Source organism: Ekhidna sp., assembly GCF_039960695.1.
Taxonomy (GTDB): Bacteria; Bacteroidota; Bacteroidia; order Cytophagales; family Cyclobacteriaceae; genus Ekhidna.
Genome location: NZ_JBDVKP010000004.1, coordinates 550,610 through 570,100, shown reverse-complemented (window position 1 = coordinate 570,100; position 19,491 = coordinate 550,610). Strand labels below are relative to the sequence as shown.

Sequence of the window (19,491 nt, the reverse complement as noted above, 5' to 3'; positions counted from 1 at the left end):
CTAACCTAGAAAGTGAGTTTAATCCACTGAAAAGATTTCGCAAATTTGATTATCCTGACATTCATCTTGTTTTAGACAAACCTCGTATTCAACGCCAGGTTCGAAATGCCATACAAACTGATGATCATCACCACTGTCTGCATGTCTCACCTCCTGGTGCTGAAAATCGTCATTGATAAATACCTTCCAGATGTATGTTACATCCTCTTTTTCTGCAAAATCTGCCGTGAATGTGTAGAAGTCTGTAGAGTCTGTTTCTGTCAATTCTGCTGTGTAATTCAGCTCTACACATTGTACTTCTTCAATTTCAATAGTTTCACAGTATTCTACTGATTCACATCCATCTTGATCTGAGACTATACAAACATTATGTGTACCAGTGTCAAATTGCCAGATGAGTTTGTGATCTGTTTCTTCTTCTCCAGGAATTTCTACTTCTACAAGATCGTCATTGACGTACCATTTATATTTAATATGCTCTTTAGCGGCAAAGTCCGCATAGAAGTAATAGGTGTAGTGATTCTCCTGTTCCGCTTCAAATGCTACTTCTTCTACACAATCATTTTCTATCACTATTTCTTCACAATAGCTTACTTCTCCGCACTCGTCATTTTCTGCAACGATACAAACCGAGTGCTCACCAGCTTCAAAATCCCATTCTAAGAAATTAGTTCGGTTATCCGTAAGTGGCTCCTCTTTCACCACATCACCATCTACAACCCATACATATTCAATGGTCTCAATACCTTCAAAGTCGGCAAAGAATTTATAGTTGTAATTGTCTATCATGTCACTTCTAAATTCCAGGCCTAGACATTCTTCTCTATTCGGATTCTCAATCTTAAATTCTACGCATCCTTCGATTTCACGGTCGCAACTTTCTGACCTTGCGCTTACACAAATTTTATACTCTCCCGGTTCAAACTGGAAGTTCAGGTCTACAGAATCAAGCTCTCCAGCCCCGACTGATTTAATGAGTTGATCATTGACATACAGGTCGAAAGCAATGTCATCTAAACCAGTAGCAATTACATTCGCTGTAAGGTTTGCGCTATCAATGTCGACCTCCAGACCGACTCCTGGACACGGATTTTCATCTGTGTTACAAGCACTCATAAGCATTGCAGTAAATAATACTGTAAGCATGCTATAGGATTTAAATAATCTCATGGGTGTTTTTTTTAGTTTCAAATGTTTTGTAGGGATTTTCCCCGTTTGGATTTGAAACGCTGACCTATTGGATAGACCCTACCCCTGATTTTTAATATTTATTGAAGCCTTTCATTTTTGCATTGCCAGAAAATCAGATAGCTTAGTTTTTATATGGCTGAATTTGATAAACCATTATGTGAAGAAGATCAATTTGATTCTTTCTATTCGGCAAACGTCAAAGCATTAAGAAACTACATTTATTACAAGTTTGGTGATGCCGAGCAAGCAGATGATGTTGTGCAAGAGTCATTCATAAAGCTGTGGAAGAATTGCGCCAAGGTGACACTTGATACCGCAAAAGGATTTCTTTTCAAGGTGGCAATCAATTTAAGCACAAGCCTTAAAAGATCTGAGAAAGTTCATCTCAAATACACAGAGAGAGCTGTAAAATCTGATAGAGATGAAGAATCACCTGAATTTATTATCCTGGAAAAAGAGTTTATGGAAAAGCTTACAAATGCCATAGCAGAGCTACCTGAAAAGCAACGAGAGGTTTTCCTGATGAATAGAGTAGAAAAGAAGACATATAAAGAGATTGCAGAGATTTCAGGTGTATCAGTAAAGGCCATTGAAAAATCAATGCATAAGGCGTTATTAAAGCTTAGAGATAAAATTGGCGAAGTGTAGGTAGGGTATTAGGTATGCTTTTGCGTTTTGATTAATTAAGAAACTAATATGAGTGAATTCAAAGACGATACTTTTTTAAGCCGATGGATCAACAATCAACTGAGCCAGGATGAGCTAGCAGCCTTTCGAAAAAGTGAGAATTATAACACATTCAAAAAGATCGTAGAAGCTTCTGAATTGATTGATTCAGCAAAGTTTGATGCGCAAAAGATCTTACAAGAAATCAAAAATAGTCAGCAACTTAAGAAGGCAGTAACAAAACAACGTTCTAGAAAATTGTGGATGTATTCGGCTGCAGCTTCAATTATTCTCTTGCTTAGTTTTTTCATTTATAGTGAATACATTATTTCAGATATCACAAGATATCAAACCACGATAGGGCAGAAAATGGATGTCGTACTCCCTGATGGATCTAAAGTGAAACTTAATGCTAACTCTTCGTTGTCTTTTTCATCAAATGATTGGGAAGAAAACCGTGAATTGAATCTTAGTGGCGAAGGGTACTTCAAAGTTGAAAAAGGCAATGAGTTTATCATCCATACAACTAGTGGTGACGTCTCCGTTTTAGGCACTCAGTTTACAGTACAGGAACTGGACGATTTCTTTCAAGTCATCTGTTTTGAAGGGAGCGTAAAAGTCAACAGCGATGAAGAGGAAGAAATCCTAAAGCCAAAAACGAGTGTTCGCAAAACTAGAAGGACCGGATTGATCAGAAGAGTGATAAAAGAAAGTAAGCCTACATGGTTAAACAACGAGTCTTCCTTTGAAAGTGTGGCCATGAGCTATGTTTTACTCGAATTGAAAAATCAGTATGGAGTTCGTTTTGAAGGTGCTGGTTTTATGGAAAATTTGTCATTTAACGGATCGTTTCCTCATGACGATTTGGATTTAGCACTTAAAATCGTACTAGATCCCATAGATATTAATTATGAAAAGAAAGGTAATGTAATAGTTCTCAGCAAAAACTGATGAAGTTCCACCGCCTGCTGTATTTACTTATTTTCCTACCAGTTTTTTCCTGGTCACAGGATTCACTTGTCCGATTGGATTTAAAGCAAATTCTTAATGATTTACAAGGAAGATACGAAATTCAATTTTCGTATGTTGATGAGGTTGTCGAGGGAAAGCTTGTTCAATATGATACTACTTATTCGCTGAATGAAGCTCTCAAACAACTTGAACTCACCGCGAGGCTCAGATTTGAAAGAGTGGAGCATAATTATTTCGTTGTTAGAAATTATAGATCAGACGATTTGATATCACTGTGCGGGAGATTAGCAAATTTTAGCGGAGACTATCTATTAGGTGTTTCAGTTAGTTATTCACCTACAGAAGGTGTATTTACTGATGATTCGGGTCTCTTCACATTGGATTCAATCCCGTTTGATTCGTGGCTTACATTTAGATATGTAGGTTACTCAACTAAGAGGTTGAAAGTTTCAAGACTTGATTTCAAAGATTGCATTAAAATCCGAATGGCTGAGTCCGTGGAAGAATTGGAGGAAATCATAGTTAGTGATTACCTCACAGCCGGTATTTCCAAAAATAGAAATACAGTCCGCATAGATCCACATACACTCAAAACACTTGCAGGTCTCGCGGAGCCTGATATCTTACAAAGCATTCAACAGGTTCCAGGTGTAAACAGTCCATTTGAAACCGCCACTGGAATACATGTTCGAGGTGGCCTTCCAGATCAAAATTTGGTCTTATGGAATGGTATTAAGACGTATAATCAAGGTCATTTTTTCGGGATGATCTCAGCATTTAATCCATATATTACAAATAGCGTGAAGTTTATTAAACATGGCACGCCTGCTGAATATGGAGATCGTATATCTTCCGTCATAGATATTTCCTCCAATGCTGAAGTAGCTAAATCAATATCAGGTGGGGCAGGAACGAACATGCTTTATACTGATAGTTATATTAATGTCCCAATTGTAAAGGACAAATTTTCTATCCAATTATCTGGTAGAAGGTCCTTCACAGATTTAATCCAAACACCAACCTATCAACAGATATCTGATCGTGTTTTTCAAAATACCAAGATAGGCGTTGCTTCAACAGATGCTGAGCAAAACAGTTTCTATTTTACGGACTTGGCTTATAATTCTATTTGGCAAATTAATGAGTATAACAAGCTGATATTGAATGGGATATATAATAGAAATCAGTTAGACTTTAAATCTCAAAATCAACTTTTGAACCAATCTTTTAATGATAAACTTTTGCATGCAAATGAAGGTCTTAACCTTCAGTGGAAAGGTATTTTTGGCCCTCAAGTGACAATCGATGCTAGCAGCAGCTATTCTCGATATATTCTTAGATATGATTTTATAGAATCCATTCCGGATACAATAACACAATCAAGTAAGAAAAATTTTGTTCAAGAGGGGATGTATCAACTAAATGGAGGCTATAAGCTTAATGGAAATAGCCATTTAAAAGTGGGCTATCATTTAACAGATACTAAAATTCGATACGCCTACGAAACAGAGTCACCTTCTTATGCCATAGTACTTGATAGTGATAACTCCAAGGTTACAACTCATGCCGGATATGTAAAGTATAATTATGATAATGATATATTATCCATTCAACCTGGGGTTAGATTTAGCTATTATCATCAATTAAGTGAAGCCTTTATTGAACCTAGATTGTATGTGATGAAACGTCTTTCAAAATTCATTTCAGCTTCATTTTCAGGAGAATATCGGACACAGGTATCTAGTCAAATCAAAGAATCAGTAGTTAGTGATTTATCCCTAGAAAATAAAGTTTGGGCGATCGCCTCACCAGATAGGTTTCCCATCTTAAAAAGCTATCAATTCACATTTGGAGTTGATTATCAATGGAATGGTTGGTATGCAGAATCAGAGGTTTACCTCAAAAAATTGGATGGAGTAACAACACTCATTTTTGGATATCTCAATGGCCTTGCAAATGAATTCAGAGAAGGTAATAGTCGAATACATGGCACCGATGTACTATTCAAAAGAACATGGCTAAATTATGAGGCATGGCTGAGTTATGCATACATACGAACTGAAAATTCATTCAGTGGAATCAATAATGAAGAATCATTTCCGGGAAGTTGGAGTATCGAACACACGATCAGATGGTCAAATATTGTGAAATTGAAAGATTGGGAATTATCATTGGGATGGATGTGGCATACAGGGAAGTTATATACCGATGTTTCTTTAGCTGATGACGGTGCAGGTGGTCCTGTTCGTATTTTTTATGAAGCGATAAATTCGAATAACCTTCCAGATTATCATCGAATGGATTTCGCTGCAATGAAAGAATTTAAATCAGCAAAGAAACCCAATGTCAGATACCGTGCGGGCATTTCCATTCTTAATCTTTACAATAGAAGAAACTTGATAAATAGAGAGTTTAGAACAACACCATCTCTTGAAAATGAGTTGGTTGATACACAAGTCTATTCACTTGGAATCACTCCAAATCTGGTATTTAGAATATTTTGGTAATCAGTCAAGCCCAACAACTTTAGGTTTGGATACATTAGGACTTTCAAAAAACTTTGGCGCCGATAATGAAATTTTGAAAAAGAAGATTTGCCCTTCGCTTGGTGGATTGGGAATAAGAGAAATCCGAAACTCAAAGGTGTCAAAAACTAGACTCTCATTCCTTATTCTTACTCCACCGCCCATGGTGTAGTACAACCTGCTGTATGGATCACTAATTCTAGATTCACTCACATGCCCGATGCCTGTGTGGGCATATGTTGCAAACCTGAAACCATAGAAATACCAAGGTTGAAAAACTACATATTCGGTTGACAAAGAAAAGATTCTATTGCCAACAATCTGGTTACCAGTAATATTTCGAATTCTGTTATCACCTTGAAGACTTTGAGCTTGTGGTATTGAAAGTCTATCACCATTAAAGAAATGTAATCGGGCAAACAATCTTGAGTAAGCACCTCCTAAATCAATAAGCGGAGTAAAGTAGCGTCCGTCTACCTGAAAAACTTCATTATTTTTCTTATTTTCATTAGTGAAATAGCCTGATTCAAGATTGAAAAGAAAATATCCAATTGGTTTATTAAAGAATGAATAACTAGTCTGGAAACCACGATATACTCTATCGCCAAATTCAGTCCAGTCTTTACCTCCAATGATTGAATAAATGAAACCTACTGGAACGTCTTCTGTAATGTTAAAGGAAAGAATGTTCTTGGTTTTCAAATAATTGATTTTACTATACGAAATACCTCCTATTAAAAAATGATGATTTTGATAGATTTCATTACTATCTGCCTTAACCGCAGGCCTTTCAGAAAAATAATCATGCTGTAATCGTAACGCAAAACTTAAGTTTTTCCGCTTACCAATTTGGAAGGAACGGGCACCCCAAACGTCATAGCTTTTTCTGTCAATATTAAAATTCTCTTCATAAAGGGAATCTGCAAAAATCAAGTCATTGATAGGTTGAATATGCTCAATAGTTGCTTCACCATAATACTTAATTTCTGGTGAAATAAAATCTCTCTTGAAAGTGAGGCCTTTACTTTTCCCTAGGTAATTATTGGATGCGAAAACCGTCCCATCAATAAAAATATTTTCGATGTTTCTGACAGTGTAATGCACATCGTAACCATGATTAGGTAGTTCTTCTTTGTTATATAAATACCCAACTCCAAATTCATTTCCTGAGCCAAGAATGTTTCTATTAGTAAATCCGATTCTTAGAGCATCGTTATCATCTATTGCCACATTCGTAGACCATGGAAACCGATCTTTCACAATAATTATCGCATGTACTGAGCCGCTGTTTGCCGTGTCTAGAACTAATTGTATACGAGCATCTTCTATGTAAGCTAATGACCTGATAATCCGCTCACTATCCGCCATTTTATAAGGATCTACAAGATCTCCAGTGCTAAATAAAAGGTATTGTTGTATTACCTCGAATGATGTATTTCTATGCAATTCATTACTTACTATTCCAACTCTACTTTGCGCCTTTTGAGTTGTATCGTTTATAGATCCTCCAAATAAATCAACTGAAACATATGTAATGTTCGATATAGTTTTATTTTCGAAGGCTCTGAAAAACTCCTCACTTTTTACTGGACCTTTTGTTGTAAATGGATCTTGTGTCTGATTCTTAGAAATGAGCAAATTGAATAACTCCTTCGTTACTCTACTTTGTTTGGCTACCGAATAAATTGAATCATAAAAGCCATCTGATAAAACATATTTGTTACTTAATACCTGATATTCCAAACTATCAGGTATATAAAATAGTGTATCATTTTGGGGTACGTATAATTGAATCAGCGATAATTATTAGCTGATTACTCGTTATTCTAACAGTATCTATTTGAGCCAATGAAAAATAAGGAGATCCAAATAATAGAATAATTAATATAACTAGAATTGGCTTGTTCAAATCTGATTCATTGACTTTGACCGCAATGATATAGTAAGTTGATTGGCTTCTAAAGACACAGTCAAAGATATATCCAATGTTATCAAATTACTTGGTCAACTGAATCAACAGCTATTTCTTGATGATCAAATTCTTAACTTTTTGGAGTATGCTTTAAAAGCAAGGTTACAATTGGTATACACGAATCAAAGAATGACTGAATTATTAAATCTCAAACCAGTTTATGTCTAGTTTGGTGCCCTGCTCAGAAGCACGAGTACGACACTTCATTGAAGTGCATTAGCGAAATCATAGACAATTGATTAGATATTACTTATACATCATTTTACTGATAAGCTCTTTAAGCATATTATCTCAAACTAATAAGAGCACTTTTGATTCAATCATAAAATTAGCAATTGACGGATCCGATGATATCACCGTACAAATCGATACGCTTAATTCACAAGCAGCATTTTATATAAAAATAAAACCTCCATTAGCCATAGATTTAGCCCAACACGCGCTCGATCTGGCAATTGGTGAAGAGTACCTCTACGGTCAAGCCGTAGCGCATTATACCATTGGAACCTGTCTGGTCTACGAAAAATTTGATGTAGCACTTAAACATTTAATTGAATCAGGAAATTTGGCTAGTCAATTGGGTGACAACTCGTTACAAGCAAGTTCATTACTAAGTATTAGCACAGTTTACCATGGTATGCACCAATATGATAAAGCCATAAATACAGCTAAAAAGGCTCATGAAATAGCCAATGGAATAGATAATTTGAATCTTTTATCTAGAGTTCATACAAATCTTGCTTCCTACTATTATACCAAGAACGAAATAGCCAAGGCATTGAGCCATTCTCAAATGGCCATTGATTTGAAAATCGAGTTGAATGATAGTTATGGATTACGCTTGAATTACCTCAACCTGGGAATTATTCTACTAGAAAGTGATTCCACACTTGATAAAGGAGTTAGTTATTTGATAAAATCAAGGACACTTTCAAGTGATGATCCAATTATGGTGAATGATATAATGGCCAATATGATATGGGCCTATTCCCGAAAGCAGGATTATGGCCGCTGTTTAAGCTACCTAGATTCCGCCCTTTTAGGTAATGATACTATTGACAATAAGTTTACCAGACAAGGGATACATCGATTGGGTAAAGAAATCCATTTTGAGTTAGGCGATTATGAAATGGCATATAACCATGCAGTTCAAGAATTTGAAATTGATAAAGAATTAAGAGGAAAAGAGGTGGAAGGACAGTTCAAAATACTTGAACTAGAAAATGAAAATTATGAAAAGCAAAAACAGATTCTGATTCTAGAAAAAAAACGCTCTGAAGCCAATCTTAAATTTCTTTACGCAATAGTTCTGGCTGCTTTGTTTCTATTACTTTTTGGCGTAGTGTATAAAAGTTACCGACTGAAAAAAGGTCTTCTGGATAATCTTAAAGTACAACAACTTGAAATTGAAGAGAAATCTCACCTTTTGGAAATTAAAAATAAAGAAGTTGAACAGTTCGTGTATGTAGCAAGTCATGATTTAAAAGCACCCTTAAATACAATAATTAGTTGTATAAATCTACTTACTGAAGAAATTGGCAAGAAGCTTGATACCCAGTCTCAACAAATGGCATCATTCATTAATTCTAGCGCTAGCAGAATGAAATCTATGATTGATAGCTTGTTAGAGCACGGCCGGTTAGGAAAAGACATTGTTTTTGAAGAGGTGGATCTTAATAATTTGATTCTAGATTTACGTCAGGACCTCCATCAACTTATAAAAGAGACCAACACTAAACTTGAGGTTAATTATCTACCTAAGGTGAAAGGATCTGCAACAGAGCTGTTGTTACTTTTTCAAAATCTTATAACCAATGCAATAAAGTTTTCAAGTATTGACCAAACACCCTTGTTATCAATATCATACAAATCTCTAAAAAAGGCTAAACGTCATCAGTTTTCTATAAGGGACAATGGTGTAGGGATTCCAGAAAATAGAAGGGATATAGTCTTCAAGCTATTTGAAAGAGCTCATGGGAAAGAGTTTGATGGGAGTGGTATTGGTTTGGCTCACTGCCAAAAAATTGTAAAACTTCATAAAGGATCTATTTGGTTTGATTCAATAGAGGGGAAGGGAACCACATTTCATTTTGTGCTCCCTATGAAAGACTGGACTAATTCTGATTCACTTAAGAAATAAAATCAATGATTCATTTCTTATCAATAGATAGCTTAATGAAACAATTTAGACGTAAAACGTACAAATCTTCCTTGCTTTTTTGTAGCTGCATTGAGCATCAGATTTGAAACGTAATCCAACGCAGAATACCATGCCTTTCCAATATCTTCATGATACTTTTCTTCCATATTTTCCTCAATTGTTTTAACAAGGGCAATTTTCAAATTGGTATAGTGGTATGCCTCAATTTGCAACTTATTATGAAACCTTCCTATATCTTCAATCGCATTTTTAATAGTTTCTAATCGCTCCAAATTTCCTACGATAAAACCAATTGTATATGCAAGTTTCTCACTTTGCTTACTGATGTCATCAGGAAAAAAATGTCTGGTTTCTGGAGCGATTGCAAATAAATGATCGTAAAAACGCATCATTGATTGGGGAGAGGTGCTTAATACCTCCCATGAATAATCGATCAAATTTATTTCTTCTTCTTTTAATACCGCTGCCATCTAGGTTGATTAATTAGTTCGAAAGAAGCTCAAGAGCTTAAAAGCACTTCTCTTCCATTTTTTACTAGTTTCAAAAAAGGAATACCCCATACTTTCCATGTAGTTGATTTTTAAATAGACATTGCTTGTCAGTACCTCAGAAGGCAGTTCCATTTTATACATCTTTCTGAGATACCAATTGATAATATCCACTTCCATCTCACTCCAAGAGGTCCTTTCACTTATGTAATAAGCTGAAAATTTATTGTTGTGTTCAAGCAATTCAGGCATTGCCCTAGTAATTAAAGAAGCCCATCCCATGGGAGAAATTTCCATCATTATCCATGTCTTAATAGCATATGCTCTAAACTTCATCGAAATAATAATTAAAGTTTAACGTAGCAGGTATTGATTGTTTAGTGGTATTTCTTATGCTAACATATTTAAGCGACTTAAAATATCTAACAAATCAAGGTGTACTAATTGTGTACAAAAATTAATGCATGAATTTTTACTAAATAGTGGTTGTAGCCTTATACAACAAAAAAGATGCTTACCAATTGTAAACATTGTTTTTTGCGATGGAAATAGTATTCGACTTTAGATTTATGCCTTGAAAATACAATAGCAGTTTACAATCTATTTATGAGCCCCGCTCATTTTCACGATTGATGTAATGCGTAAATAATGGCAGAAGAACTACTAGAAATAGACCAGCCCAATAGCAGCCTAATGTCTTTCATTTTGGAGATATCAGATGTTTTTACTAATCCTACCGAGCACTGGGAAAATACCGTTGAAAATGCCATTTCAATGATTGGAAACTACCTCGGGCTAGATCAAGTAGAGAGCATGATAAAATCTCTTGATAAAAGACAAAAGGCGATGATTAATTGGTATCATGATAGTGATGACAAGCGCCGCAATCTTATAAAGGAAGAAGGTGAACTGATTAACTTTTTATTTAAAAATAGAACTGATAATCTTTTCTATTTTAGAAACATAGATAAACAAACCCCACCTCAACTTAAGAAGTTACTCCGAATTAAGAGACTCAAATCAGCAGTAATACTGAATCTAAACTACGGTAGAAAAAAATTAGGGTATATCACATTAGGTTTTTGTGAAGAATCAAATCTTAACGGAGATGACCTTAAATTGATCAAAACATTTGCTGCTATGTCTTCAAATTTCATTGCTCTCCAGCAACAGTCTCTAACTATCAAAAAACTTGTAGAAAAAAATAGCGAGCAAGATCGACGTTTAAAGGAATTTGCATTTATTACGTCTCATCATTTAAGGGCTTTTAGTAGCAATCTGGCTAGCCTGACTGAATACCTCCTCATTAATCCCAACGAGCAGCGTTTCATTGAAATGATCAGTAATTCTGTAAAAAAATTGAATGGATCAATCGAGGATATTAATGGCATTTTAACTCATGAAAATGACTTGATCTCGGAAGAACTTAGCAAAGTTAAAGTTAGTGATGTTATAAAAAAGATAATTGAATGGCACAGGAAAGCTATTAAAGTCAATGAAATTGAAGTAGAAAATCTACTTCCCAAAAGACTCTCAATTTACTCTCAGCTTGAAATGCTTGAAAATATTTTTAGTCACATTTTTTCCAATGCGATAAAATATGGAACTAACCAGAAAGCAAAACGGATAAGAATTGATCACTCTGAAAATGAAGACTATCTGATAGTAAGAGTTCGAGACTTTGGAGATGGAATAGACATGAAAAAATATGGTAGTAAGTTATTCAAAGCCGGAAGTAGATTTAGTAATAATAGCAATGCTAACTTAGGCATGGGCCTTTTTTTGTCAAAATATCAGATTCAAAAGATAGGTGGGAGAATACACTTAAAAAGTGAGCCTGGTAAAGGAACCTCGGTTCAGTGTTATCTGCCAGTAAAATAAACTCAAAAAGACCAACCCATACAGGAGTTTGCAAGATCTAACACTGAGGCTCATACCTGAATCAGTATTACAAAGCTAAGACAAGCGCATTAGTTTCATATTTTATACAACTAATTGATTACTTTCACGTATTGTACAACAAATAATTATACATATACATGAAAGGAACACACATTGGCGAGCTAGAAGAACTTGTTCTGCTAACGGTCGGATCACTCTTTGATGAAGCGTATGGAGTAGCGGTTATGGATGAGGTGAGAGAAAGAGCTGGGCGTGACATGAACATAAGTGCAGTTCATGCGGTTCTTAGGCGTTTGGAAGAAAAAGGTTTTTTAAAATCAAGAATGGGAGGATCAACCAACGAACGTGGAGGAAGAAGAAAACGATTATTCACTCTCACAAAAGAAGGTAAGTTGGCAATTGATGAAAACATCGCATTACGACAATCGTTGTACGAACGGATTCCTAATATCACTTATAATTTCTCCGCATGAACCAGCCACCCAAATGGGCCGATCGGTTTCTAAGGTGGTACTGTAATCCACGATTTATAGAGGAAATAGAAGGGGACATCTATGAACTCTTTGATCGACGTGTGGTAGATCAAAATCCTAAAATGGCAAAGATCAAATTCATCTGGGATGTATTTAGATTCTTCAGATGGTCAAATATCAAAAAGTCAAAATCAAAATATGCTACTATGAATCAATTCTTGCTTTTTAAAAACTACTTGAAGTTAGGGATTAGAAATATTCAGAAAAATCTAATCACTTCATCAATAAATATTTTTGGCCTTGCAATAGCCATTTGTTTTGCTGTATCAATCTATATATTCACAGACTTGACTGTCAACATGGATAGTTATCATTCCAAAGGTGACAGAATCTATCAATTAACCAATTATGTTGATCAAGATGGAAATAAAGAGCTATGGGGAGATACGCCCATAGAATTAGGTCCAGAACTTATCGCCACTCAACCAACAGTTGAGAACTTCTCACGAATTGAATATAGAAATTCAAGTGTCAGGTCTGGTTCTGATGTATTTGATGAACTGGTTCTATTTGTCGATCCTGGCTATTTTGAAATGTTCGATTTTTCGATGCTTAACGGCAATGACGATGTACTTAAAAACAAGAACCATGTCGTGATAAGTAAACGCATGGCAACTAAATACTTCAGCGATGAAGACCCGATGGGTAAAGAACTTTCATTCAAATTTAGTAACGGTAAAATCAAGCGATTAACAATAGGCGCTGTTCTTGATGAGTACCCTTACAACACAAGCCTTAATTATAGTTTTTTCCTACCAATGGATAATTTCTTTGATCTTGATTTTGAAGGAACTAAAGGATGGGCATTTATGACAGATGCTACCTTCATTCTCATGAAGGAAGGAGAAAACATTGCATCAATATCGGATTCTTATGATAATTATATTTTACTCCAAAACAATAGCAACCCTGAATGGAAGATTGAAGCTTTTGAAGCCATTGCACTTAAGGAATTAAGCACGAATGCTTACAAAATTGTAGGTGCAGTAGCAGGAGGTGGTCACCCTGCAGGAAGAATAGCGTTAACTGTCATCGCTATTTTTCTATTAAGTATGGCATGTTTCAATTTCATGAACATCAGTGTAGTAAGTGCCTCAAAAAGGTTGAAAGAAATAGCACTCCGTAAAGTAATGGGTGGTGTTAGAAAAGAGATCATCAAGCAATTTATGATTGAAAATTTGCTTCAATGTTTTTTCGCATTGCTCGTCGGTACTTTGTTGGCGTATTTTTTATTGATTCCATGGTTTGATCATCTAATACCAGAATTGACTATTGAGTTTAGAACTGCCGATCCGCGAATGCTTGCTGTTTTTCTAATAGGACTCTTGTTCATTGTTGGTTTAATAGCAGGAGCGTACCCATCATTTTATATATCCAAATTTGATTCCATCACGATTTTCAAAGGGAATCAAAAGTTTGGATCTAGAAATAAATTCTCAATGATCATGCTCGGTATTCAGTTTTTTCTTGCCATAACAACTATTGTGGGATGTTTTATAATGACTGAACAAAACATATATCTAGGCAAGAAGGACTGGGGATACGATCCATCTGGTACCATGTCTGTTTATGTAAATAATACTGAGCAGTACGAATTGCTCCAGAATGAGTTAGTTAACCATCCATCAGTAAACATGCATACTGCTTCTAATTATCTAATTGGCCGTGGAATAGCTAAAAGTTCTTTGGAAATAGGAGATAAGCAGTTACCAATCAGACAGATTTCAGTTTCGGAAAATTATTTTGAAACATTCAGGTTTAGAATAATTGAGGGTCGGCCACTTACGGATAATGCTACTGATCAATTGAGCAATGTTGTGATTAATGAAAGATTTGTAAAATCGATGGGTTGGGATGAACCAATAGGTGAAACTTTCCTGTATGATAGCACTAGAATGACCGTAGTTGGAGTAGTGGAGAACTTTCATTATTACGATTTTTTCTCAGCCATTGAGCCTGTAATGATTAGGGGGCTGAATTCAAAACAGGTGCATTATCTAACACTGCAAACTACTCCAGATAAACTACCTGAGCTTGAAGCAAGCGCTCGATTGGCATGGCAAAAAATTGCTCCTAATGATCCTTTTGATCGTGTGTTTCAGGAAGATGCATTCAATGATTTTTACCAAGAAAATAACACTAATACCTCAATTTTACTTTTTATTTCTTCAATAGCAATTGTTTTGGCATGTCTTGGATTATATGGATTGCTTTCATTCAATGTACAAGGAAAGCTCAAAGAATTTAGTGTACGAAAAGTGCTGGGCGCGAAGCCTAAAGTTCTTGTTAAAATTGTAAGTAAGCAGTATTTCTGGGTGTTATTTATCTCGTTTATGGTCGGAGCTCCATTGGGTGCCTATGGAATGATGAATTTGGTTATTTCAATATTCCCTGATCCGAAATCCGTATCTGCAGTACCATTTATTGTAGCTATGGCTATAATATTGGTAACTCTTATAATAACTGTGGCTGGTCAGATCAATAAAGCTATTAATGTCAATCCGGCAGATTTATTGAGAAACGAATAGGTGCTGTGAGGAATATCAAAAATTGATGCTGCTCATAATCATTGTTGGTTATTCATTTTAGATGCAAACTCATTTCTCATTAGTTTTATCGACTATGAATGAGAACAATCAACAAATTGTACCTAAATGGCTAACTGAATTGCAACAAAGAAGTTGGGAGCCTGAAATCTTACTTTCAGGTATAGTCCTTTACGGAATGTTCAAAGTGCCTGATTTGCTGGACGATTTTCTGGTCTTTTTCAAACTCAACATTTTTGGTAATTCATCGGACATCAATAACCTTGTTGCCTTATTTAAAATGGGTATTTATTGGCTGATAACTGGTTTGATACTTCACTTGATTTGTAGAGGTATCTGGATTGGTATGGTTGGCTTGAGCTACACATTTCCAAAAGGAATTTTGAGTCAGAATATTAGCTACAAAGGCAAATTCAAAGCACGTGTTGAAAACACACCTTCATACGAAAAGATCGTAATGAGGCTTGAGAAAATCAGTAGTTCTTTGTTTAGTATTTCGTTCATGCTATTCATGAGTTTGATAGGCGGATATCTCTTCTTTCTCGCTTTAGTTATTCTTCCATTTACCATTGCATATATCTATTTTGATCTGGGTTTTCAAGGGCCACTTTTTGACGCTTTTCAAGTTTATGTGATATTTATAGTATCAATTGCTTTGTTAGGCTTGCTAGATTTTGTAAGTCTGGGATACCTACGAAAGTTTAGCTGGTTTGCAAAGTTGTACTGGCCGTTACATCAGTTTATTAGCATTCTCACACTATCGCGTTTTTATCGCCCTATCTATTATGGCGTGGTAACCAATTTTAATAAATGGGCTTTTTTTCTGTTTCTTGCATCGTTTGCCTTCATTAGTATACTAGGTGCTGGAAACATTGCCAATACTAATTATCCTGGCGATAAGGTATCTAGACTGTCGGTTTGGAATACAGCGCGAGGATATTCTGCTTATGCAGGATATTATGATGATCAAAACGAAAATTATCCTTCTTGGAGAACTCAAATTCCATCTGACGTTATTTCAGGTAATGTGCTCAAGCTATTTGTCGCAGCACATATTAACTATGAAGACAAAATGTTGGAATACACACCAATTGATTCTTTGCGGGATGTATATCCGGATACCGCTTATGCAGCCTTAGAAGCTATGGTTGTTCAAAATTATTTCAAAGTAGGACTCGACTATAAAGAAGTATGGGTGCCACGATGGTATTTCCACTACAAGATCGAATCAAATCAGCGAGGTTTCCTTACTTACATCGACATTAGTGATCTAAGTGAGGGCATTCATCATATGCAAGTGACAAGCTACTTAGATACTAATTTTAAAAGCTCCATATCAGATATCCCATTTTACAGAGATGTGACAATCTTACCACAGTCAATTTCACCAAACCATGATGAAAAGGAAAAAAGTGTAGATTTTCAACCAAAACCATTTGGTATTAGAGACTGACAGTAAATCTTATCCATTTAATCTACGTACGATATAGCATTCGATTTTTCCTGGATGTTATCAAGAAGTGATGCTATCTAAAATCTCAAACCGTAAAATATTTCTTTGGTCTATACTGATAGGATCGGCATTGTCCTTGATCATGTTTGTATCCAATTGGCTAGTTCTTATTCACCGTGATGAGACTCCTACAGCTATTCAATTATTTGATATTTCTTTCTATTATTTCATCCCACTGGGGAGTTGGGCAATCATCACTTTAATTGCTATTAAATATGCCGACCTCTGGATTCATTCAAATGAAAAGCTCAGATCGATTATTTTCAAGATTAGTATGGTAATAATATTGTCAAGCCCAATTGTTCGAATATTTGATATTTTGGCTGATTACAGTATTAAAAATTTGTTAGGAATGATTAGTGCGAACCCATTTCAAATCTTAAATGACGTTTGGTTGGTCGTTTTATTTTCATCCCCCACAGCAGCTTTTAAGATGTTGGTGATCTTATCTGTTGTCTGCTATTATAAATTGAATCGAGGGAAAAATAAAACACTCACTATTCGTACGCGAGATGGAGCTTATCATACAATCAAGAAGGAGTCCATTTCATATCTATTAGCTGATGGAAACTATTTAAACATACATGCTGAAGGTGTTGAATATAGGTCTAGAAATACACTGAAGTCTCTTGAATCGATTTTAGAAGAAGATTTCTTCCGTATACACAAATCATCGATTATAAATTGGAATCATATAAAGCAATTGAAGCACTGGCGGAATGGCGAGTATCTAATCGTAATGCTGGATGACAAACCATTAACTTCTAGCAAAAGCTACAAAGCAGCTATCAGTCAGATTAAAAGCAAGATGATTGTTACTGGCAAAGTGAAAGATTATCCCAGATCAGCAACAGTTCATCCCACCATAGCTTAAGGATTCTTAAATATCTATCTGATTCATTCATCTTTAAATCAAAAAAAGGATGAAAATTTTCAAAAGAGTACTCTTGTTTTTAATGTCTGCAAATTTTGCTAACACATTTATTCAACATGGCTGGGAAAAGTTTGATGCAAATGGGTTTTGGTCTTCGGCATTTATAGAAAGGTGGGGATACGGGCTTTACTTTATGTATTTTATTGGGATTCTTGAGTTTTTAGGTGGCATAAGCATTTTGATTCCACGAGCGAATAAGTATGGTGCATTTACACTCGCTGCAGTTATGTTGGGAGCGATGATCACTCGAATTGTATTTGGGACTAGTATAGACGATGTAGTTTGGATTGCTTTCAGTATGATAACACTTTTATACCTATCTCTTGAATATGGCATGGATGAAGAGCTTACACATTACTATAAAAAGGTGTCAAAAAAAGTAACTTAAATCTAAAACAAAGCCACGGCTTATTAAGTCAGTCCGATGATTTATAACAAGCATGCTCACCAAAGAAGTAATTGCAATTAACTAGTTTTGGATTTGATAATCAAAGCTGAACCTAATCATGTCAACCAAAAAGTCGGACATTCTAAAGCTCATCATAGGTGTTTCTTTAGTTATTTTACCAATTATTGGAATGATACTAATATATCAGCTATGGCCAGAAACTGTTTTGGAAAATGGTAAGCAAAATTGGAAAGTCTGCTCGAGTACAATATTTGGTTGCAATACGTGTATAAGCTCTGAAAAACGTGTGATTCTACTTGTCATTATTTCAGGATTTCTGGGAAGTTATGTACACATCACTACTTCATTTTCCAACTTTGTTGGCAACGGAAAGTTCGAATCAAGTTGGTTATGGTGGTATATCTTGAGGCCTCTTGTAGGTATGACCTTGGCGTTGATCTTTTATCTGGTTTTTAGGGGAGGTTTGTTTGCTGGAGATACTTCCGCAATGGATTTGAATCTATTTGGAGTTCTAACTATTTCTGCACTTTCAGGATTATTTTCAGATCGAGCTACATTGAAACTTGCCGAGATATACGATAGTCTCTTTAAACCAGAAGATAATAGGGAAGGGAAGCTTAATAACTAATTCCTGGGTTGTAATACTGGAATGCTAAGCTGTTTTTTGATATTCTTTTGGATGAAATTCTATAAAGCGAAATGATAGATCAAGTAAGTCGCTGTAATCTTCACCGGCTTCTAGCATATCTTCATCATCTACTTCATAGTACCAACGAATAATCACTTCTTTGCCTTTTTTCTTGAGGGACTTTAGCTCTTTTAAAATATCGTAAATACACTTGGAAGAACTTGTGTTGAAGTACTCCATTTTTATTCTCACATCAAATTTATCACTACTTACCTTTTTGGATATTACTTCTTTTAATGGCTCGTAAAATTGAATGGAATTTTCTGGACTAGATCTTCCGTATAGTTTAAAAATTCCTCTATTTGGATCTAATAAAACTGCTGGTGTATTTCTAGTAGGGTATATTTTAATTGGCTCCATTGATTTCTTCCTTCAAGTATAAATAGAATAAAAAATTCGGAGAACCGCACATCCTTTTAGGTGAGAAGTCAAATATGTTCGTTTAGTGGTTTCTTTGACTTGATAAAGATTTTCAGTCATTCATTTTTTAATCTCGAATGAGATGTCATGTGTTTGTTTGTCTATTAACCTACTTTTATTTTTTCAGCAATGACATGCTATTCAAACTGATCAGTCACATCTTTATATGTACAGATGACGTACTTGATAGATCCAGTATCAAGAATTGGATGTGCGTTTACTTCTAACCAAACTTTATCATTTTTCAGAGGTCTTGAGACACCCATTATGACACCAGTTTTAGGTTTATAATTGGTGATAGCATCAATTATAGGGAAGTCGTATTGTTCAAATTTTCTTCCATCTTCATGAGTCACTTTCCAGTATGGGTCCATAGCTGTATTACCCAGAAACTGTTCTTTACTCAAGCCAAGTAACTCATATGCAGCTTGATTGCATATAGTTGGAGAAGCATTTGCATTATAGATACCAACTCCAATCTTCAGATCATTGACCACTTGGTAAAAGGCTTCCTCGCCAGTTTGATAAGCCTGCTCCAATCGATCGATATCCAGATGGGCATTCATTTTAT

General features: G+C 35.4%; 17 protein-coding genes. 11 read left to right on the top strand and 6 right to left on the bottom strand.

Annotated features, from left to right (window positions below):
* Nucleotides 1–18: 18 nt before the first annotated feature.
* A complete protein-coding gene (locus ABJG98_RS03315; RefSeq protein WP_348278044.1) occupies nucleotides 19–1,170 on the bottom strand; it encodes a hypothetical protein in 1,152 nt (383 codons plus the stop codon).
* A gap of 153 nt (nucleotides 1,171–1,323) precedes the next feature.
* Here ABJG98_RS03315 and ABJG98_RS03310 point away from each other — a divergent pair, with 153 nt between their 5' ends.
* From ABJG98_RS03310 to ABJG98_RS03300, 3 genes are read left to right on the top strand one after another with little or no spacing between them, the layout of a single operon-like run.
* Nucleotides 1,324–1,839, top strand: coding sequence for a sigma-70 family RNA polymerase sigma factor (locus ABJG98_RS03310; RefSeq protein ID WP_348278043.1), 516 nt, complete (start codon nucleotides 1,324–1,326; stop codon nucleotides 1,837–1,839).
* Between the two features lie 48 nt (nucleotides 1,840–1,887).
* On the top strand, nucleotides 1,888–2,808 hold the full coding sequence (locus ABJG98_RS03305; protein ID WP_348278042.1) for a FecR family protein: 921 nt from the start codon (nucleotides 1,888–1,890) through the stop codon (nucleotides 2,806–2,808).
* Nucleotides 2,808–5,336 (top strand): TonB-dependent receptor, encoded by a 2,529-nt coding sequence (locus ABJG98_RS03300; RefSeq protein WP_348278041.1) that lies wholly within the window; start codon nucleotides 2,808–2,810, stop codon nucleotides 5,334–5,336. Before ABJG98_RS03305 ends, ABJG98_RS03300 begins: the two co-directional genes overlap by 1 nt.
* Here ABJG98_RS03300 and ABJG98_RS03295 read toward each other — a convergent pair whose 3' ends face one another.
* Nucleotides 5,337–7,097: a hypothetical protein gene (locus tag ABJG98_RS03295; protein ID WP_348278040.1), complete on the bottom strand. Its 1,761-nt coding sequence runs from the start codon at nucleotides 7,095–7,097 to the stop codon at nucleotides 5,337–5,339. It abuts the gene before it with no gap.
* Nucleotides 7,098–7,561: 464 nt separating this feature from the next.
* Here ABJG98_RS03295 and ABJG98_RS03290 point away from each other — a divergent pair, with 464 nt between their 5' ends.
* Nucleotides 7,562–9,466: an ATP-binding protein gene (locus ABJG98_RS03290; RefSeq protein ID WP_348278039.1), complete on the top strand. Its 1,905-nt coding sequence runs from the start codon at nucleotides 7,562–7,564 to the stop codon at nucleotides 9,464–9,466.
* A 32-nt stretch (nucleotides 9,467–9,498) separates the two neighbouring features.
* On the opposite strand, the gene ABJG98_RS03285 is transcribed toward ABJG98_RS03290, so the two are convergent.
* Nucleotides 9,499–9,957: a globin domain-containing protein gene (locus tag ABJG98_RS03285; RefSeq protein ID WP_348278038.1), complete on the bottom strand. Its 459-nt coding sequence runs from the start codon at nucleotides 9,955–9,957 to the stop codon at nucleotides 9,499–9,501.
* Nucleotides 9,958–9,966: 9 nt separating this feature from the next.
* A complete protein-coding gene (locus ABJG98_RS03280) occupies nucleotides 9,967–10,311 on the bottom strand; it encodes a hypothetical protein (protein WP_348278037.1) in 345 nt (114 codons plus the stop codon).
* 312 nt (nucleotides 10,312–10,623) lie between these two features.
* Between ABJG98_RS03280 and ABJG98_RS03275 the strand changes: the two genes are divergently transcribed.
* The 7 genes from ABJG98_RS03275 (at nucleotide 10,624) to ABJG98_RS03245 (ending at nucleotide 18,440) form a co-directional block, all read left to right on the top strand.
* A complete protein-coding gene (locus tag ABJG98_RS03275; RefSeq protein ID WP_348278036.1) occupies nucleotides 10,624–11,856 on the top strand; it encodes a HAMP domain-containing sensor histidine kinase in 1,233 nt (410 codons plus the stop codon).
* A gap of 158 nt (nucleotides 11,857–12,014) precedes the next feature.
* On the top strand, nucleotides 12,015–12,350 hold the full coding sequence (locus ABJG98_RS03270) for a PadR family transcriptional regulator (RefSeq protein ID WP_348278035.1): 336 nt from the start codon (nucleotides 12,015–12,017) through the stop codon (nucleotides 12,348–12,350).
* Entirely contained in the window at nucleotides 12,347–14,938 is a 2,592-nt protein-coding gene (locus ABJG98_RS03265; protein ID WP_348278034.1) for an ABC transporter permease, read from the top strand. The genes ABJG98_RS03270 and ABJG98_RS03265 overlap by 4 nt, the downstream gene beginning before the upstream one ends.
* Before the next feature lie 94 nt (nucleotides 14,939–15,032).
* Entirely contained in the window at nucleotides 15,033–16,409 is a 1,377-nt protein-coding gene (locus ABJG98_RS03260) for a hypothetical protein (protein ID WP_348278033.1), read from the top strand.
* 70 nt (nucleotides 16,410–16,479) lie between these two features.
* Nucleotides 16,480–17,343 (top strand): LytTR family transcriptional regulator DNA-binding domain-containing protein, encoded by an 864-nt coding sequence (locus tag ABJG98_RS03255; protein WP_348278032.1) that lies wholly within the window; start codon nucleotides 16,480–16,482, stop codon nucleotides 17,341–17,343.
* Nucleotides 17,344–17,392: 49 nt separating this feature from the next.
* Nucleotides 17,393–17,791 (top strand): DoxX family protein, encoded by a 399-nt coding sequence (locus ABJG98_RS03250; protein ID WP_348278031.1) that lies wholly within the window; start codon nucleotides 17,393–17,395, stop codon nucleotides 17,789–17,791.
* A gap of 118 nt (nucleotides 17,792–17,909) precedes the next feature.
* Complete coding sequence (locus tag ABJG98_RS03245; protein WP_348278030.1) at nucleotides 17,910–18,440, top strand: hypothetical protein; 531 nt, start codon at nucleotides 17,910–17,912, stop codon at nucleotides 18,438–18,440.
* A 24-nt stretch (nucleotides 18,441–18,464) separates the two neighbouring features.
* Here ABJG98_RS03245 and ABJG98_RS03240 read toward each other — a convergent pair whose 3' ends face one another.
* Together ABJG98_RS03240 and ABJG98_RS03235 are read right to left on the bottom strand one after the other, a co-directional pair.
* On the bottom strand, nucleotides 18,465–18,860 hold the full coding sequence (locus tag ABJG98_RS03240) for a DUF1987 domain-containing protein (protein WP_348278029.1): 396 nt from the start codon (nucleotides 18,858–18,860) through the stop codon (nucleotides 18,465–18,467).
* 197 nt (nucleotides 18,861–19,057) lie between these two features.
* A complete protein-coding gene (locus ABJG98_RS03235) occupies nucleotides 19,058–19,486 on the bottom strand; it encodes a PAS domain-containing protein (RefSeq protein ID WP_348278028.1) in 429 nt (142 codons plus the stop codon).
* Nucleotides 19,487–19,491: the final 5 nt, after the last annotated feature.

Bases quoted from the DNA above. Each gene is read 5' to 3' on its own strand.
- ABJG98_RS03315 (WP_348278044.1), bottom strand. From the start codon at position 1,170: ATGAGATTATTTAAATCCTATAGCATGCTTACAGTATTATTTACTGCA.
- ABJG98_RS03310 (WP_348278043.1), top strand. From the start codon at position 1,324: ATGGCTGAATTTGATAAACCATTATGTGAAGAAGATCAATTTGATTCT.
- ABJG98_RS03305 (WP_348278042.1), top strand. From the start codon at position 1,888: ATGAGTGAATTCAAAGACGATACTTTTTTAAGCCGATGGATCAACAAT.
- ABJG98_RS03300 (WP_348278041.1), top strand. From the start codon at position 2,808: ATGAAGTTCCACCGCCTGCTGTATTTACTTATTTTCCTACCAGTTTTT.
- ABJG98_RS03285 (WP_348278038.1), bottom strand. From the start codon at position 9,957: ATGGCAGCGGTATTAAAAGAAGAAGAAATAAATTTGATCGATTATTCA.
- ABJG98_RS03280 (WP_348278037.1), bottom strand. From the start codon at position 10,311: ATGAAGTTTAGAGCATATGCTATTAAGACATGGATAATGATGGAAATT.
- ABJG98_RS03275 (WP_348278036.1), top strand. From the start codon at position 10,624: ATGGCAGAAGAACTACTAGAAATAGACCAGCCCAATAGCAGCCTAATG.
- ABJG98_RS03270 (WP_348278035.1), top strand. From the start codon at position 12,015: ATGAAAGGAACACACATTGGCGAGCTAGAAGAACTTGTTCTGCTAACG.
- ABJG98_RS03265 (WP_348278034.1), top strand. From the start codon at position 12,347: ATGAACCAGCCACCCAAATGGGCCGATCGGTTTCTAAGGTGGTACTGT.
- ABJG98_RS03260 (WP_348278033.1), top strand. From the start codon at position 15,033: ATGAATGAGAACAATCAACAAATTGTACCTAAATGGCTAACTGAATTG.
- ABJG98_RS03255 (WP_348278032.1), top strand. From the start codon at position 16,480: ATGCTATCTAAAATCTCAAACCGTAAAATATTTCTTTGGTCTATACTG.
- ABJG98_RS03250 (WP_348278031.1), top strand. From the start codon at position 17,393: ATGAAAATTTTCAAAAGAGTACTCTTGTTTTTAATGTCTGCAAATTTT.
- ABJG98_RS03245 (WP_348278030.1), top strand. From the start codon at position 17,910: ATGTCAACCAAAAAGTCGGACATTCTAAAGCTCATCATAGGTGTTTCT.
- ABJG98_RS03240 (WP_348278029.1), bottom strand. From the start codon at position 18,860: ATGGAGCCAATTAAAATATACCCTACTAGAAATACACCAGCAGTTTTA.
- ABJG98_RS03235 (WP_348278028.1), bottom strand. From the start codon at position 19,486: ATGAATGCCCATCTGGATATCGATCGATTGGAGCAGGCTTATCAAACT.